General features: G+C 70.4%; 13 protein-coding genes. 5 read left to right on the forward strand and 8 right to left on the reverse strand.

Annotated features, from left to right (window positions below):
• Positions 1–21 precede the first annotated feature (21 nt).
• Genes rsmD through ACW14X_RS05675 form a run of 3 tightly spaced genes read right to left on the reverse strand, consistent with a single transcriptional unit; the run spans position 22 to position 4,516 of the window.
• Positions 22–585, reverse strand: coding sequence for a 16S rRNA (guanine(966)-N(2))-methyltransferase RsmD (gene rsmD / locus ACW14X_RS05665; protein WP_160024539.1), 564 nt, complete (start codon positions 583–585; stop codon positions 22–24).
• Positions 586–594: 9 nt separating this feature from the next.
• Complete coding sequence (locus tag ACW14X_RS05670; RefSeq protein ID WP_457164985.1) at positions 595–2,859, reverse strand: ATP-dependent DNA helicase RecG; 2,265 nt, start codon at positions 2,857–2,859, stop codon at positions 595–597.
• Positions 2,860–2,872: 13 nt separating this feature from the next.
• Complete coding sequence (locus tag ACW14X_RS05675; protein WP_350718972.1) at positions 2,873–4,516, reverse strand: DAK2 domain-containing protein; 1,644 nt, start codon at positions 4,514–4,516, stop codon at positions 2,873–2,875.
• A gap of 239 nt (positions 4,517–4,755) precedes the next feature.
• Between ACW14X_RS05675 and ACW14X_RS05680 the strand changes: the two genes are divergently transcribed.
• Together ACW14X_RS05680 and rpmB are read left to right on the forward strand one after the other, a co-directional pair.
• Positions 4,756–5,784, forward strand: coding sequence for a class I SAM-dependent methyltransferase (locus tag ACW14X_RS05680; protein WP_457164986.1), 1,029 nt, complete (start codon positions 4,756–4,758; stop codon positions 5,782–5,784).
• Between the two features lie 125 nt (positions 5,785–5,909).
• A complete protein-coding gene (rpmB, locus tag ACW14X_RS05685) occupies positions 5,910–6,095 on the forward strand; it encodes a 50S ribosomal protein L28 (RefSeq protein ID WP_141803692.1) in 186 nt (61 codons plus the stop codon).
• Between the two features lie 197 nt (positions 6,096–6,292).
• Here rpmB and ACW14X_RS05690 read toward each other — a convergent pair whose 3' ends face one another.
• Positions 6,293–7,249 (reverse strand): thiamine-phosphate kinase, encoded by a 957-nt coding sequence (locus ACW14X_RS05690; RefSeq protein ID WP_457164987.1) that lies wholly within the window; start codon positions 7,247–7,249, stop codon positions 6,293–6,295.
• Positions 7,250–7,438: 189 nt separating this feature from the next.
• Between ACW14X_RS05690 and ACW14X_RS05695 the strand changes: the two genes are divergently transcribed.
• Together ACW14X_RS05695 and ACW14X_RS05700 are read left to right on the forward strand one after the other, a co-directional pair.
• The gene (locus ACW14X_RS05695) at positions 7,439–7,675 is read left to right on the forward strand and encodes an Lrp/AsnC family transcriptional regulator (RefSeq protein WP_091049571.1); all 237 of its coding nucleotides are present in this window, start codon (positions 7,439–7,441) and stop codon (positions 7,673–7,675) included.
• A gap of 39 nt (positions 7,676–7,714) precedes the next feature.
• Complete coding sequence (locus ACW14X_RS05700; protein WP_141803690.1) at positions 7,715–8,671, forward strand: D-alanine--D-alanine ligase family protein; 957 nt, start codon at positions 7,715–7,717, stop codon at positions 8,669–8,671.
• Between the two features lie 98 nt (positions 8,672–8,769).
• On the opposite strand, the gene ACW14X_RS05705 is transcribed toward ACW14X_RS05700, so the two are convergent.
• Genes ACW14X_RS05705 through ACW14X_RS05715 form a run of 3 tightly spaced genes read right to left on the reverse strand, consistent with a single transcriptional unit; the run spans position 8,770 to position 12,156 of the window.
• Positions 8,770–9,885 (reverse strand): D-alanine--D-alanine ligase family protein, encoded by a 1,116-nt coding sequence (locus ACW14X_RS05705; RefSeq protein WP_160024544.1) that lies wholly within the window; start codon positions 9,883–9,885, stop codon positions 8,770–8,772.
• Between the two features lie 19 nt (positions 9,886–9,904).
• Entirely contained in the window at positions 9,905–11,395 is a 1,491-nt protein-coding gene (locus ACW14X_RS05710; RefSeq protein ID WP_457164988.1) for a Mur ligase family protein, read from the reverse strand.
• Positions 11,396–11,418: 23 nt separating this feature from the next.
• Positions 11,419–12,156 (reverse strand): alpha/beta fold hydrolase, encoded by a 738-nt coding sequence (locus ACW14X_RS05715; RefSeq protein ID WP_457164989.1) that lies wholly within the window; start codon positions 12,154–12,156, stop codon positions 11,419–11,421.
• Positions 12,157–12,243: 87 nt separating this feature from the next.
• Here ACW14X_RS05715 and ACW14X_RS05720 point away from each other — a divergent pair, with 87 nt between their 5' ends.
• Positions 12,244–13,311, forward strand: coding sequence for a trans-sulfuration enzyme family protein (locus ACW14X_RS05720; protein WP_457164990.1), 1,068 nt, complete (start codon positions 12,244–12,246; stop codon positions 13,309–13,311).
• Here ACW14X_RS05720 and ggt read toward each other — a convergent pair.
• Entirely contained in the window at positions 13,308–15,125 is a 1,818-nt protein-coding gene (gene ggt, locus ACW14X_RS05725) for a gamma-glutamyltransferase (RefSeq protein WP_457164991.1), read from the reverse strand. The two genes, ACW14X_RS05720 and ggt, sit on opposite strands and share 4 nt — an antisense overlap.
• Positions 15,126–15,191 lie beyond the last annotated feature (66 nt).

The following is a 15,191-nucleotide window of genomic DNA, read 5'->3' on the forward strand; positions in this document are numbered from 1 at the left end:
TCGGCCGGTCAGTCCAGCCGGTCAGTCCGGCGCGTGGCCGTACCAGAGCGTGGTCTCGCCGTACTTCTTCGACTTCTGGTCGGTGAACCCGTCGGGCCAGACCGGCTCGGGGCTGCGTGCGGACCGCTCGACGACGACCAGGGCGCCCGGCACCAGCCAGCCGTGCTTGACCAGCAGCGCGATGTCCTCGGAGACGGCGTCGTCGGAGAGCGGGTAGGGCGGGTCGAGGAAGGCGAGGTCGTAGGGCGCCGGCGGTGGCGTCACCAGGGTGCTCGCCACGGTGGCCGCGACCACGTGGGCCCGCGGGAAGCCGAGCTCCTTCGCGTTGGAGCGGATCACCCCGGCCGTACGCCGATCCGACTCGACCAGGGTCACGACCCCGGCGCCGCGGGACCAGGCCTCCAGCCCGACCGCGCCGGTGCCGGCGTAGAGGTCGAGGAAGCGCAGCCCGGCCAGCGAACCGTAGGACGACTCGATCGCCGAGAAGAGGGCCTCGCGGACCCGGTCGGTGGTGGGACGGGTCCGCACCCCCTTGGGAGCGAGTAGGCGTCGCCCTCCGGCGACGCCTCCGATGATCCGAGTCATTGGGACACCTTAGGACTTTTCCAAGTAGTCGGCGGAAGCGGACTCCTCGATCTCGGTGACCCGCTCGGCCAGGAGCGGCGCGGTCGCGAGCTCCGGGTCGGCCTCGAGCAGTGTCTCGGCCGCCTCGCGCGCCTCCAGGATCGTCTCCTCGTCGCGGAGCACCCGCAGGCTCTCCAGGCTCGATCGGCGGCCCGACTGGGAGGCGCCGAGCACGTCTCCCTCGCGGCGCTGGTCGAGGTCGACCCGCGACAGCTCGAACCCGTCGGTGGTCTGGGCGACCGCGTCGAGGCGGGTCCTGGCCGGGGTGCCGGTCTCGGCGTGGGAGACCAACAGGCACAGCCCGTGCAGCCCGCCACGGCCGACCCGGCCGCGCAGCTGGTGGAGCTGGGAGACGCCGAAGCGGTCGGCGTCGAGGATGACCATGGTGGTGGCGTTGGGTACGTCCACGCCGACCTCGATCACGGTGGTGGCGATCAGCACATCGATGTCGCCGGCGGCGAAGGCGCTCATGGTGCGCTCCTTCTCCTCGGCGGGGAGCTTGCCGTGGAGCTTGGCGACGCTCAGTCCCTGCAGCGGGCCGGTGGTCAGCTCCTCGGTGACCTCGTCGACGGCGGAGAGCTGAGCCGGGGCGGCCTTGACCTCGTTGCCGTCGGCATCGAAGTCGCGCTGGTCGCTCTCCCCCTGCTCGGACTCGTCGCCGCTGATCCGCGGGGCGACGACGTAGACCTGGTGACCCTTCTCCACCTCCTCCTTGACACGTTCCCACACCCGGGCGATCCACGCGGGATGCTCCACGAGCGAGACCAGGTTGGTCTGGATCTCGGCGCGTCCGGCCGGGAGCTCGGTGAGCGTGGAGACCTCGAGGTCCCCGAACACGGTCATCGCGACCGTGCGCGGGATCGGCGTCGCGGTCATCACCAGCAGGTGCGGTGGGGTGCCGGCCTTGTCGGTCAGGGCGGCCCGCTGCTCGACGCCGAAGCGGTGCTGCTCGTCGACGACGACCAGGCCGAGGTCGTCGAACATCACCTGGTCCTGCAGCAGGGCATGGGTGCCGACCACGATCCCGGCCTCGCCGGTGGCGATCCGGCTCAGCGGCCCCTTGCGCTGGGTCTTGGTCATCGAGCCGGTGAGCAGCTCGACATGGGTCTGCTCCTGGTCGCCGGCGAAGAGCCCGCCGGCCAGGCCGCTGGCGGCCAGATCGCCGAGCATCGCGGTGATCGAGCGGTAGTGCTGCTGGGCGAGCACCTCGGTCGGCGCCAGCAGCGCGGCCTGGCCCCCGGAGTCGACGACCCGCAGCATCGCGCGCAACGCGACCAGCGTCTTGCCGGAGCCGACCTCACCCTGGAGCAGGCGGTTCATCGGGTGGGGCTGGGCCAGCGCCGCCTCGAGCTCCTCGCCGATCTCCTCCTGTCCTTTGGTGAGGGTGAACGGCAGCCGCTCGTCGAAGGCCTCGAGCAGGTGGTGGACGCCGCCGGTGCGGGCAGTGGTGCCCAGCGCCTGGAGCGCCCGTCGCCGGCGGCCCAGCACCAGCTGCAGCCCGAGCGCCTCCTCGAACCGGAAGCGCCGCTGGGCGCGCTGGACGTCCTTGAACTCATGGGGTGCGTGGATCAGGTCCAGGGCGTCGCGCAGCCCCGGAACGGCGTACGTCTCCCGGAGCTGCTCCGGGAGCACGTCGGTGACGTCCTCGACGACCTGCCGGGCGAATCGCACCGCGCGCATCACGTCCCAGTGCTGGAGCCCGGCGGTGAGCGGGTAGATCGGGAAGAGCTCGGTCAGCTCCTCGACCGCCATCTGGTTGTCGGCAGCCTCGGCGGCGTTCTCGGAGTCGGACGGGTCACCGAAGACGACCATCTGCGGGTTGGCCAGCTGCCACTCGCCGCGGAAGGATCCGGCCTTGCCGACGAAGACGCCCCGGACACCGGGGGCGAGCACGCCGCGGCGCCACTCGGCGATCCGCTGGGACTTGGAGAAGAAGGTGAGCTGCAGGTCGGCGGTGCCGGCCTTGAGCTGGGTCTCGACGCGGAAGGCGGGCCGGCCGGTGCGGCGGTCGGTGTGCTGACGTACGACGCTGCGGACCACCTCGCCGAGCACCGTGAGCATCTCGCCCTCGTGCAGCTGCGGCGTCTGGCTGAGGTCGGCGGTGCGCAGGTAGCGCCGCGGGAAGTGGTAGAGCAGGTCGCCGACGGTGCGCAGCCCGAGACCCTTGGTGAACTTCGTGGCGTGCTTGCTGTTGCCCAGCACGGCCTCGATCGGCGACTCGAGGGTGATCGGCACCGTCTCTTCTCCTCTACTCCACCGACATCAGGAGGGGGTAGCGCTCCTGGCCTCCGTCGTACACCATCACATCAACGGCCGGATGGTTGGCAGCCAGCCACGCCGCGACGGCGCCGGCGAGCTCACCCGTGGGGTCCTCGAGGCCGGAGACCAGCGTCACCAGCTCGCCGCCACCACCGATGAGCCGGGCGAGCACGTAGGTCGCACACGTCTCCAGGTCCTGGCCGACCTTGACGAAGTCTCCGTCGAGCACCCCGAGCGCGTCGCCCGGCATGCACGGCCCAGCCATGGTAATCGCTCGGGTGTTCGAGATGGTGACCGCACCATGCCGCGCGTGTCGCGCGGTGGCGGTCATCTCCAGCACGTCCTTGTCGAACTTCCGGCCGGGCTCGTGGACCGCGATCGCCGCCAGCCCCTGCACCTGGCTGCGGGTCGGGATGACCGCGACGTTGATGTCGAGGTCGTCCTCGGCGGTGCGGGCCGCGGCCTCGGCCGACTGCCGGGTCGGGGCGTCGTTGGGGAGCACGATCACCTCGTCGGCGCCGGACGCGGTGATCGCCTCGAGCAGCTCGGAGGTCGTCGGGCGCCGGTGCGGGCCGCCCTCGATCACGATCGCGCCGGCACCACGGAAGAGCTCGGCCAGACCCGGCCCGGCCGCGAACGCGATCACCGCCCGACCACCGCGAGTCGCATGGCGATGGGCCTGGCCGGCGATCTGCTCGGCGAAGTGGGTCACATGGATCCGGTGGGGTCGTCCGGCGTTGATCCCCGCCTCGATCGCGGCACCGACGTCGTCGACGTGGACGTGCACGTTCCAGATGCCCTCGCCACCGACCACGACCAGCGAGTCGCCCAGCGGCTGGAGCCGCTTGCGGAGGTCGGGGATCGCGGCATCCTCGGCGTCGAGCAGGTACATCACCTCGTACGCCGGGCCGCCGGGCTCCAGCGCGTGGCCGTCGGCCGCGCCCATGCTTGTCTGGATCGGGATCGGGATGTGCGGAGTGCTCGCCATCGGCTTCTGCGGACTCGGACGGCGTCCGGTCAGGGCGGTCTCGAAGGCGTCGAGCAGCACACAGATCCCGCGGCCACCGGCGTCGACGACCCCGGCGGCGGCCAGTGCGGGCAGCTGTTCTTGCGTACGGGCCAGCGCGGCGCGGGCAGCGCTGGCGGCGACCGACATCACGTCGCGGGTGCGGGCAGTCTCGTCGATCTCGACGCACGCCTCGGCGGCGTCCGCGGCGGCCCGGAGCACGCTGAGCATGGTGCCCTCCTGGGGCTCCCCCACCGCGGCGTACGCGGCGTTGCCGGCACTGCGCAGCGCGTCGGCGAAGACCGTGGCGGTGCGCTCGTCCTCGGTGGCCTGGATCAGGCGGCGCAGCAGGGCGCCGATCATCTCGGCCAGGATCACCCCCGAGTTGCCGCGGGCGCCCAGCAGTGCGCCGCGCGAGAAGGCGCGCAGCCCCTCACGCCAGTCGGGGCCGGTGAACTCGCGCAGCCGGTCACGGGCGGCGGCGATCGTGAGGTAGAGGTTGGTGCCGGTGTCGCTGTCGGGCACCGGGAAGACGTTGAGCGCGTCGATCTCCTCGCGGTGCGACGCGAGCGCGTCGGTCGCCAGGTCGCCGAACCGGCGGAACAGATCGAGCTTGACCTCGGCCACGCTGCCCTCCCTACTCCTCGACACACCCCTGCATACACCCAGACACCGTGACGCCGGACACACTTCCCGGTATCGCGGCCCCCAGGGTAGGCGGTGCCTGGGTACGGGGTAAACGACGGGTGAACAAATCCGAGGCTGCGGCAAAGACACGAGCGAGTAACAACTTCTACGGAGTCATCCCCTGCGGCGGTGACGATCCATCCCTAGTGTGGAGGTTCCCCAACGCCGAAGGACTACGGATGTCGATCCCGACCCCGACCCCACGCGCGAAACGCGTCAACGCAATCTTCGACTTCTCGGCCGGGCGCGGCCTGGAGATCGGACCCCTGCACCAACCGCTCATCCCGCGAGATGCCGCGGAGGTCTCCTATCTGGATCTCTACGACCGCGACCGGCTCTTCGAGTCGTACGCCGAACACTCCCGGGTGAACCACGACACCATCCCCGAGATCGACTATCCGATGTGGGACGGCACCCGGATGCGTACGCTCGAGGAGGCCGCCAAGGAGGGCGCCCCGTTCGACTGGGCGCTGGCCAGCCACGTCGTCGAGCACGTTCCCGACCTGGTCGGATGGCTGGCGCAGGTCGAGGCCGTCGTCGCTCCCGACGGAGCCCTCGTCCTGGTAATCCCCGACCGGCGCTACACCTTCGATGCCCATCGCCCGCCCACCACGATGGGTCAGATCCTGCAGGCGTACGAGGACGGCGACACGATCCCGTCGGTCCGCGCCGTCTTCGACCACCACCGGTCCGCGGTCAACACCGACGCCAAGCGCCTCCACCACCGCGGGCCGAGCGAGGCCGAGACCTGTATCCACGACCTCGGCTACACCAGGGCCCAGGTCGAGCGCGCCCGCCGAGGCGAGTACGTCGACTGCCACGTGTGGACCTACACCGACCGCTCGTTCCCCGAGATCATCGCCGAGTTGCGCCGGCTGGGGCTGACCGGCTGGTCGGTCGAGTCGCTCCTGCCGGTGCCCGAGAACGACATCGAGTTCTACGTCGTCCTGCGCCGCGGCCTCTCCCCCGACCTCCCCGCGGTGCCCGCGATCCCCGACTGGGTCGAGCACGGCCTCGAGCTGCGCGACGAGGTCGCCAGGCTCCGTGGGGTCGTCGCGGACCAGCGGCGGCGGCTCGAGTCGCAGCGCAAGCAGCTCGCCGGCCAGCGCGCCGAGATCGACGATCTGCGCGGGTCGAAGCGGTGGAAGCTGGCCACCGCACTGGCCGCGCCGCTGGACAGGTGGCGGGATCGCCGCTCGGACGACTGACGATTTCGCCGGGCAGAGCCGGACGGGCTACGCTTGTTCGGTTGTCTCGGCAGGGCAGCCGTTCATCGCGCCCGCCGACACTATCCAATCGACCTCGATCATCTATTCAACCTCAGGAGTTCACGGTGGCTGCCGTCTGCGACATCTGCGACAAGAAGCCGGGCTTCGGCAACAACCGGCCGTGGTCCAAGAAGGCGACCAGGCGCCGCTTCGACCCCAACATCCAGCGCGTTCGCGCCGTCATCAACGGCACCCCGAAGCGCATGAATGTCTGCACGACCTGCATCAAGGCCGGCAAGGTCGCTCGCTGACCTCAAAGCACGAAGGGCCCCGCGGCAGCGCGCAAGCGCTGAGCGGGGCCCTTCTGCTTTGATCCGAGAGGCGCCGAGTCGGCGCAACTGCACGCCTAGGAGCGAAGCGAAGCGAGCGAGGCGTGCGGTTGCGCCGACTCGGCGCAAACCCGACGCAAGCCAGACGGAGAATCAACCCCGGACACGGACGCCCAGCCTCAGAAGTGCGTCCATCCCGTCGACCCCTCATAGACCTCCCCGTCAACCGTGACAGGCTCCCCACCAGGCTCGCCGATCGTCCCGATCACGACCCACCCGTCCGGCAGCTCGACATCAGGCGGGAACGCAGCCAGCAGCGAGTGATCCTCTCCCCCGCTGAGCACGAACGCGAGCGCATCAGCACCGGTCGCCGAGGCGACCGCGTTGAGCTCGTCGGGGATGGTCAGCGCGGCGGTGTGCACGTCGATGGAGACCTCCGAGGCATCGGCGATGTGCCGGGCCTCGGACAGGAGCCCGTCGGAGACGTCGATCAGCGCCGAGGCACCGGCCGCCGCGGCGGCGGGGCCGGCTGCGTACGGCGGTTGTGGGCGGCGGTAGGCGTCGACCAGCACCCGCGGTGACCGGAACCCTCGCTTGAGGATCGCCAGGCCGGCCGCGGCCCATCCCTGACGGCCGCACAGCGCGAGTACGTCGCCGGGCTCGGCGCCCGAGCGCAGGACCGGTGCTTGGGCGACCGCGCCGATGGCGGTCACGGAGATGACGATCTGGTCGGCGCCGGTGATGTCGCCGCCGACGACGGAGGCCCCGACCAGCGAGCACTCCGCGGCGAACCCCTCCGCGAAGTCGACGGCCCACTCGGCCGGAAGGTCCGAGGGAAGGGCGAGCCCGAGGGTCATCGAGTGGGCGACGCCACCCATCGCGGCGATGTCGGCGAGGTTCTGACCCGCCGCCCGGTGGCCGATGTGGGACGCCTCGGCCCAGTCCCGCCGGAAGTGGCGGCCCTCGACGAGCAGGTCGGTCGAGACCACCACGTGCCCCTGCTTGACCCGTACCAGTGCGGCGTCGTCGCCGGGGCCGACCAGCACCTGCTCCCCCTGGGCGAAGTGCTTGGTCATCTCGGTGATCAGCCCGAACTCACCGATGTCGGCGAGCGTCGTGTCCCTCGGAAAAGCCATGGCTCCATCCAACCCTTCCCGCCACACGCGCAGATACCGGGACACGCATCACTCCGTCTCCGCGTTTCGTGCGGTGACTCACTCCGGTCGTCTTATCCTCAGGGTCGGTGTAGGTCGATCGATAGATAACGCGATAGGTTACTTGCCTGACGTTGTGCCAAGGAAGGCACGGAGAACAGGAGCAGCACCATGGTCGTACAGGCGTACATCCTCATCCAGACCGACGTCGGCAAGGCCGCAGAGGTCGCCACCGAGATCGGCAAGATCCAGGGCGTGACCCTGGCTGAGGACGTCACCGGTCCGTACGACGTGATCGTCCGCGCCGAGGCCCGCAACGTCGACGAGCTCGGCAAGCTGGTCGTAGCCCGGGTCCAGAGCCTCGAAGGCATCACCCGCACCCTTACCTGCCCGGTCGTCCATATCTGAGATTGACGGCTCTTCCCGGCCGTCTGTTAGAACGAACTCATGAGCACACCTCCCCTTTCCGGACCTGTCGCCGTCATCGCCGGCGGGCTGAGCCACGAGCGCGACGTGTCGCTGGCCTCTGGTCGCAACCTCGTGCGCGAGCTGTCGGCGCTGGGCGTGGAGGTGGCTGCGTACGACTTCGACCGGGCGCTGCTGCACAACCTCGAACGCGACAAGGCGGTCGTGGCGCTGCCGGCTCTGCACGGCCAGTTCGGTGAGGACGGCGAGATCCAGACGCTCTTGGAGCTGATCGGGATCCCGTACGTCGGCACCGTCTCCACCTCCTGCCGCGTCGCGTTCGACAAGACGGCTGCCCGCGAGCTCCTGCGCCGCGGGGGCATCCCCGTGCCGGACTCGGTCTCGCTGTCGTCGACGACGTTCCGCGACGTCGGGGCGCCGGTGCTGATGGAGCACGTCATCTCGCGGTTGGGCGAGCGGGTCGTGGTCAAGCCCTCGCGCGGCGGCTCGGCGCTCGGCGTCACAGGCGTCGACGGCCTCTCCGCCCTTCCCGCGGCCCTGGTCAAGACCTACGCCTACTGCGACGAGGCGCTCATCGAGCGCTTCTACGCCGGCATCGACGTCTCCGTGGTCGTCCACGAGACCGACGAGGGCGTCAAGCCGCTGACCCCGATCGCCATCGACTTCAGCAAGGGCCACGAGTTCGACTTCGCGGCGCGCTACACCGCGGAGTTCGTCGGCTTCGGCCGCCCCGACCTCCCCGACGCGCTGCTCGCCGAGCTCGGCGAGACCGCCGTGCGCGCCCACGAGCTGCTCGGCATGCGTGACATCTCCCGCACCGACTTCATGGTCACCCCCGACGGCAGCTTCGTCGTCCTTGAGGTCGCTATCACCCCCGGCGCCACCGAGACCAGCGTCTTCCCCTTCGCCGCCAAGCACGACGGCACCTCGATGGGCGAGGTCACCCTCGCCCTGCTGAAGCGCGCCCTGTCCCGCTGAGCCCGAGTCGGCTCGTCCTGACGTAAAACCACGCCGAGTCGGCGCGTTAGAACGCGCCGACTCGGCGTGGTTTTCGGTCAGCTTGCGCCGACTCGGGCTCAGCTCAGGCCGGTGAGCTTGCCGGCGATGCCGCCGGCGGCCTTGAGGGCGACGCCCTCCTCGAAGTTCCGAGTGACCTGAGGGATGTGCTTCTCGGCCTCGGCGATGGCGCTGGTGAGCACCTCGGAGGCCGGGGTGTCGGGCCACAGGTAGAGCGAGAGGGCGCCGGGGATCGAGTTGACCTCGTTGATGTAGACCTCGCCCTTGCCGTCGGAGAGGAAGTCGATGCGGAGGATGCCGGTCAGGCCGGTGAGCTCCACGACGCGTACGGCCAGGTCCTTGATCTGCTTGGTGACCGACTCCTCGACCTGGGCCGGGAACTCGCGCGGGGAGGAGGAGAGGCCGTCGGTGTGGACGTACTTGGCGGAGTAGTCGTACATCTTCGCCTCGCCCGAGCGCAGCGGACGCTCGACGTCGCTCACCGCGACCTCGGGCGCGGTGCGCACCGAGGCGTTGAGGTCGAAGAGGTCGGGACGGTACGGCTCGACGACCGCGCCCGCACGCAGGTGCGGGGAGGTGTTGAGGAGCGCCAGGCCGGTCTCGTAGTCGTCGACGACCTCGATGCCGATCGAGGAGCCGCCGAAGCGCGGCTTGACGATGTAGGGGCCCTCGAAGGACGGGGCGGCGTAGCGCGAGAGCAGCTCGCGCTGGAGCGACGGGAGGCCGGCGTTGAGCATGACCGCACCGAAGGCGAGCTTGTCCATGCCGAGCGCCGCCGCTGCCGGGGTCGCGCCGGTCGCCTTGAGGCCGGCGAGCTCGAAGAGCCACTGGATGCCGCCGGCCTCGCCCGCGCCGCCGTGGAAGGCGGAGAGGATCGGGCCGGTCTCGAGGCGCTTGCCGCCGCCGAAGCCACCGACGGTGTAGAACCCGTCGCCCTTCTCGGTACCAAGGCGGAACTCGACGGCCTTGGAGCCCTTCGGCTCGCCGCCGAGGAAGTCACGCGCCTCCTGCTTGGCGGGCACCAGGAACCACTTGTCGGAGCGCGCCCAGTAGAGGCACGTCACCTCGACGCCGGCACCGGAGAGGACCCGCTCGGCCTGCAGGCCGGTGAGGATGCTGATGTCGTGCTCGGCGCTGGGACCGCCGAAGACGATGGTGGCCTTGGTTACGCTCATGGTGGAAGCTCCTGGGGTCCTACGCGTAGTGATCGGGGAGGTCGTTCTCGTACAGCACCACGTCGCCCTCCTTGGCCGCGGTCAGAGCATGATCCGCTGCCGCCTTACGGCTCTCGAACGCAGTGGTTCGCGCTGGCTCCCCCGAACGCAGCGCTTTTCGGTTGGTGCGACCGACGATGCACAGCCGCATCTTGTCGGAGGCCGTCGCAGCCTGCGCGAACTCGATGTTGCGCGCGGCCTGCTCGGTGCCCAGCTCGACCATACCGGGCGTGATGGTCCACACCGTGCCCGACTCCCCTGCCAGCCGCTTGGCCTTCGCCAGCGCCGCGGCGGCGCCGGTGGGGTTGGAGTTGAAGGTGTCGTCGATGACCCAGACGCCGCCGGGCGTCTTGTTGGCCTCGGCGCGGTGGGGGGTGCCGGGGACCGACGCCAGCCGCTGGGTGATCGTCTCGATCGGGACATCGACCGCGAGGGCGAGGCCGACGGCGATCGCCACGTTGATCGGGTGCCCGACCTCGTCGGGCAGCTGGACGGCGTACGTCTCGCCGTTGATCTGGAGAGCAGAGTCGGTCACCACGACCTCGGCGGTGGTGCCCGGGACGGCGGAGCAGGCGATGACGCGCTTGCTGGCGCGGAGGTTCTCGGCGATGAGCGCGAGCTCGGGTACGTCGATGTTGAGCACCACGGTCGAGGCCTTCGGGAGGATCTCCGACTTGGCCTTCACGATCGTCTCGCGCGACTTCATCCGCTCCAGGTGGGCCTCGCCGATCGTGGTGATGGCGGCGACCTCGGGCGGGAAGATCTCGGTCAGCTCGGCGATCTCGCCGGGGCCGTAGGTGCCCATCTCGGCGACGAAGATGTCGGTTCCGGGCTGGAGCCGGTCGTTGACCGCGCGGGAGAGGCCCATCGCGTTGTTGAAGCTCGCCGGACTCGCGAGCGTGGACCAGCGCCCCTGCATCAGGTGGGTGGCGTAGTTCTTCGTCGAGGTCTTGCCGTAGGAGCCGGTGATCGCGACGATCCGCGGGCTGACCTTCTTGATCGTGGCGGCCGCCTGGACCTGCCACTTCTTCGCCATCGCCTTCTCGACCGGCCACATGATCGCCAGCGCGGCCTCTGCCAGCGGGACGGCCAGGATCGGGAGCAGGCCGGCGGCGGCCGGCACGACCAGTGCGATCACCAGGGTGACGATCGCGTGCAGCACGAAGAGCACACCGGCCAGGCGCTTGACGCGGTCGGTCCACACCAGCCGCTTGGCCCCGCTGAAGCTCATCCCCACCGGCCAGCCGATGAACAGCAGCGCGCCGACGAGCGCGCCGTAGGGCAGCACGAAGGAGGCCAGACAAACCACGACCACCGCGGCGAGCAGGATCGCCTCGATCGGGCGGGCCTTGATCCAGATCCACTCGATCGCGAACAGCCGCGTCGGCTCGTAGTGCTCACGCTGAGCGACCCGCAGCCAGCGGTAGTAGGAGACCAGGGTCAGCGCGGAGGTGACCAGGACGATCCACATGCTTCTTCTTCAGCCCCTCAGATTCAGTTCGTACGAAGTTCGTCGATGGCGCCTCGAAGGCTCTTGACCAGCCCCGCGTCGAGCAGGTGCGCGGACCCGGGGACGATCTCCAGGGTCGCGTTGTCCCCCAGGATCTCCATGGCCTCACCGGGCATCCAGACCGGTGCAGCGGTGTCGTTCTCACCCCAGATCAGGCGGACCGGAAGGTCCTTGGGGATGGCTGCCAGCTGGTCGCCGTAGGACTCGTTGACGACCTTTACGAAGATGTCGCGGATGATGCCCTTGGCGTTGCGGTAGTCGGTCGAGCCGTACTTCTCCCGCAGCGCCTCCATCCTGGCCTCGGGGATCAGCCCCTTGGCGTGGAGCCAGCGGCCGATCCGGTAAGCGAGCTTGGGCTTGCCGCCGGTCTTCGGGCGGAACAGCGGTACGCCGGTGAGGACGATGCCGCGGACGAGCTCCGGGCGGGCCGCGGCGAGCTGGACGGCCACCCGGCCGCCGAAGCTGTGGCCGACGAGCACCGGGCGGTCGAGACCCTCGAGGATCTGGGCCAGCCACTCGGCGTACTCCTTGCTCCCCCAGGCCTCATCTGGGGCCGGGGTCGCGCCGAAGCCGGGCTGGTCGAGCGCGAGCGCGTCGAGGCCCTCGAGCGTCGAGCCCCAGTCGCTGCGGTTGCGGGCCCAGCCGTGCAGGGCCACGACGGTGGCAGCATCCTTGCCGTGCTTCTCACCGAAGGCACGTCCATCCAGCAGGGTCGTCAACACGGCCGCAACCTTATCCGGGACCATGCGCTGACCCGTAACCGCGCGGCGCGTGAGCCCGGTTGTCGAGCGGGCAATAGGGTCGAAGTCATGGACCACAAGCCCGCCACGATCGCCGTCCACGCCGGGCGGCCGGCCCATGAGCCCGACCAGCCGCTCAACGTACCGATCACGATGGCCTCGACCTATGTGGCCGGCGGCGACAAGGAGTACGGGCGCTACACCAACGACGCATGGGTGGCGTTCGAGGAGGCGCTCGGGCAGCTCGAGGGCGGTCGGGCGCTGTCGTTCGCCTCCGGGCTCGCAGCGATCGCGACGCTGCTCGACCTGGTCAACGACTCGGTGGTCGTGGCGACCGAGCAGAGCTATCTGGGGACCATCGGCCAGCTGGCCGACCTCGAGGGGCGCGGCCGGCTGACCGCACGCCTCGCGGACTTCTCCGACACCGCCGCGGTCGTGAAGCTGCTCGAGAAGCTCGACGGCGAGGTCGCGCTGGTCTGGGTCGAGACGCCGACCAACCCGGGGATGCAGCTCGCCGACCTGCCGGCCGTCATCGCCGCCGCGCACAAGGCCGGGGCGCGGGTCGTGGTCGACAACACCTTCGCCACTCCCCTGCTCCAGCAGCCGCTCGCGCTCGGCGCGGACATCGTCATCCACTCGGCCACCAAGTTCATCGCCGGCCACTCCGACGTCGTCATGGGCGCGGTCGTGGTCTCCGACGACACGTTGTGGGACGTGCTCAAGGCCCGTCGCGACCTCCTCGGCGCGATCCCCGGCCCGTTCGAGGCGTGGCTGGCGCTTCGCGGCATCCGTACGCTGCACCTGCGCGTCGAGCGCTCCTCCGCCAACGCGGCGACCCTCGCCGAGCGGCTCTCAGCGCACCCGGCGGTCGCCGAGGTCCGCTACCCCGGGTTCGGTGGCATGCTCGCGGCCGTCCTTCCCACGGCGGAGCAGGCCGACCTCCTGACCCACTCGACCTCGCTCTGGGTCCACGCGACCTCCCTCGGCGGCGTCGAGTCCACCTTCGAGCGCCGTCGGCGCTGGAAGACCGAGTCGGCGACGGTGCCCGAGGGGCTGGTGCGGATGTCGGTCGGGGTCGAGGACGTCGACGACCTCTGGGCCGACCTCCTCCAGGCGCTGGACCGCCTCAACAGCTAGTCGACCGGGCTCACCACCAGCGCCGACCCACCACCGCGTCGCCACGGCTCGGCGGTCGAGGTCAGCAGCCCGTCAGGGCCGATCTCGATCGCGGTGGCCGCGCCGAGCTCAGCAGTCGGGGCGAAGGTGTGCCCCAGCGATGTCAGCGGCCCTCCGTACGCCTCGATGAACGCCGGCTCGGCACCCGTGTTCGCCCCGTTGCGCTGGGAGACCCGCGGCGCCGCCATGGCCTCGGGCAGGGTCCGGTCGCGCGCGTACCGCTCGATGAGGATCTGGAGAACCGTGGTGATGATCGTCGAGCCTCCCGGCGACCCGACCGCCAGCACGGGTCGGCCGTCGGAGAGGACGATCGTGGGTGACATCGAGCTGCGCGGGCGCTTGTTGGGCTCGATCCGGTTGGGGTCGTCGGCCCGGTAGGTCGTCGAGAAGTCGGTCAGCTCGTTGTTGAGGATGAAGCCCCGGCCGGGCACGGTGATGCCGGATCCTCCGGTCTGCTCGATGGTCAGGGTGTACTCGACGACGTTTCCCCAGCGGTCGACCACGGTCAGGTTGGTGGTCTCGAGGTTCTCGGTGTCCTTCGCGGTCTCGCCCGCGCCTTCCGCGCCGTCGCAGACCCCGTCGAAGTCGTACGCATCACCGGCCGCCACGGGCTTGGGCTGGGCCGCCGCGGGGTCGATGCCGCAGGCCCGCTCGGCGGCGAAGGTGTCGTCGAGGAGCGCCTCGACGGGTACGTCGACGTGGTCGGGGTCGCCGAGGTAGGCGCCGCGGTCGGCGAAGGCGATCGCGCTCGCCTCGAGCAGATGGTGGTAGGCCTCGGTGTTGGTCATCCCGGCCAGCTCGTAGCGCTCCAGGATGTTGAGCGCCTCGCCCACCGAGGTGCCGCCCGAGGACGGCGGGGCCATCCCATAGACGTCCAGGTCGCGGTAGGTCGAGCGGGTCGGCTCGCGGTCGGGGGCGGTGTAGGCGGCGAGGTCCTCGGTGGTCACCCAGCCGGCCGGAACCGGGAGGTCGGTGTCGTCGCTCTTCGGCGGCTCAGCCACGGTCGCGGCGATCTCCGCGGCCAGCGGGCCACGGTAGAAGGCCTTCACGCCCTTGCGTGCGAGCAGGTCGTAGGTCGCGGCGATGTCGGGGTTGCGGAACCGGCTACCGACCTCGGGTGCGGATCCTCCGGGAAGGAATAGTTCGGCCGTGGAATCGATCGCTGCGAAACGTTCCGCGTTGTCGACGGTCTGCTGGCGGAAGGTCTGGTCGACGACGAAGCCCCGGCGAGCCAGCCGCGCGGCCGGCTCGAGCGACTGGCCGAGCGAGCGGGTGCCCCACTTCCTCAGCGCCTTGTCCCAGGTCAGCGGCGTGCCGGGCACTCCGACCGAGGCGCCGCTGGTGACCATGTCCGGGAAGAACGGATACTCCTTCCCGGTCGCCGGGTCGATGAACGCATCGCGCGGCATCGCGGCCGGCGCCTTCTCCCGGCCGTCGATCGTCTCGACCTCGCCGGTGCGCGCGGAGTAGTGCACGAAGAAGCCGCCCCCGCCGATACCGGCCGAGTAGGGCTCGGTCACGCCGAGCGCCGCGGCCGTCGCGACCGCGGCGTCGGTCGCGTTGCCGCCCTTGCGCAGCACCTCGAGCCCGATCCGGCTCGCGTCGGCGTCGACGCTGGCCACCGCGCCTCCGTAACCGACCGCGGTGGGCACCTTCGGTGGTGGCGCCAGCCTCTCCTCCGGGGCGGCGGTCGCCCCGGCGTACGGGACCAGGGTGGCCAGCGCGAGCGCGCCTCCGGTCAGTGTGGCGACAACTGCAGAGCGGCGTCCGAGCATGGCGATCTCCCAGAGATTGGCGGCTCATCGAACGTACTACTTCGGCGCCGACCTCGAATTACGTTC

The organism is Nocardioides sp. YJ-D4 (assembly GCF_054031495.1).

Excerpts from the sequence above, each read along its gene's own strand:
- ACW14X_RS05700 (WP_141803690.1), top strand. The coding sequence starts at position 7,715 with ATGAGCACACCTCCCCTTTCCGGACCTGTCGCCGTCATCGCCGGCGGG.
- ACW14X_RS05710 (WP_457164988.1), bottom strand. The coding sequence starts at position 11,395 with ATGTGGATCGTCCTGGTCACCTCCGCGCTGACCCTGGTCTCCTACTAC.
- ACW14X_RS05690 (WP_457164987.1), bottom strand. The coding sequence starts at position 7,249 with ATGGCTTTTCCGAGGGACACGACGCTCGCCGACATCGGTGAGTTCGGG.
- ACW14X_RS05720 (WP_457164990.1), top strand. The coding sequence starts at position 12,244 with ATGGACCACAAGCCCGCCACGATCGCCGTCCACGCCGGGCGGCCGGCC.
- ggt (WP_457164991.1), bottom strand. The coding sequence starts at position 15,125 with ATGCTCGGACGCCGCTCTGCAGTTGTCGCCACACTGACCGGAGGCGCG.
- ACW14X_RS05705 (WP_160024544.1), bottom strand. The coding sequence starts at position 9,885 with ATGAGCGTAACCAAGGCCACCATCGTCTTCGGCGGTCCCAGCGCCGAG.
- ACW14X_RS05695 (WP_091049571.1), top strand. The coding sequence starts at position 7,439 with ATGGTCGTACAGGCGTACATCCTCATCCAGACCGACGTCGGCAAGGCC.
- ACW14X_RS05680 (WP_457164986.1), top strand. The coding sequence starts at position 4,756 with ATGTCGATCCCGACCCCGACCCCACGCGCGAAACGCGTCAACGCAATC.
- rsmD (WP_160024539.1), bottom strand. The coding sequence starts at position 585 with ATGACTCGGATCATCGGAGGCGTCGCCGGAGGGCGACGCCTACTCGCT.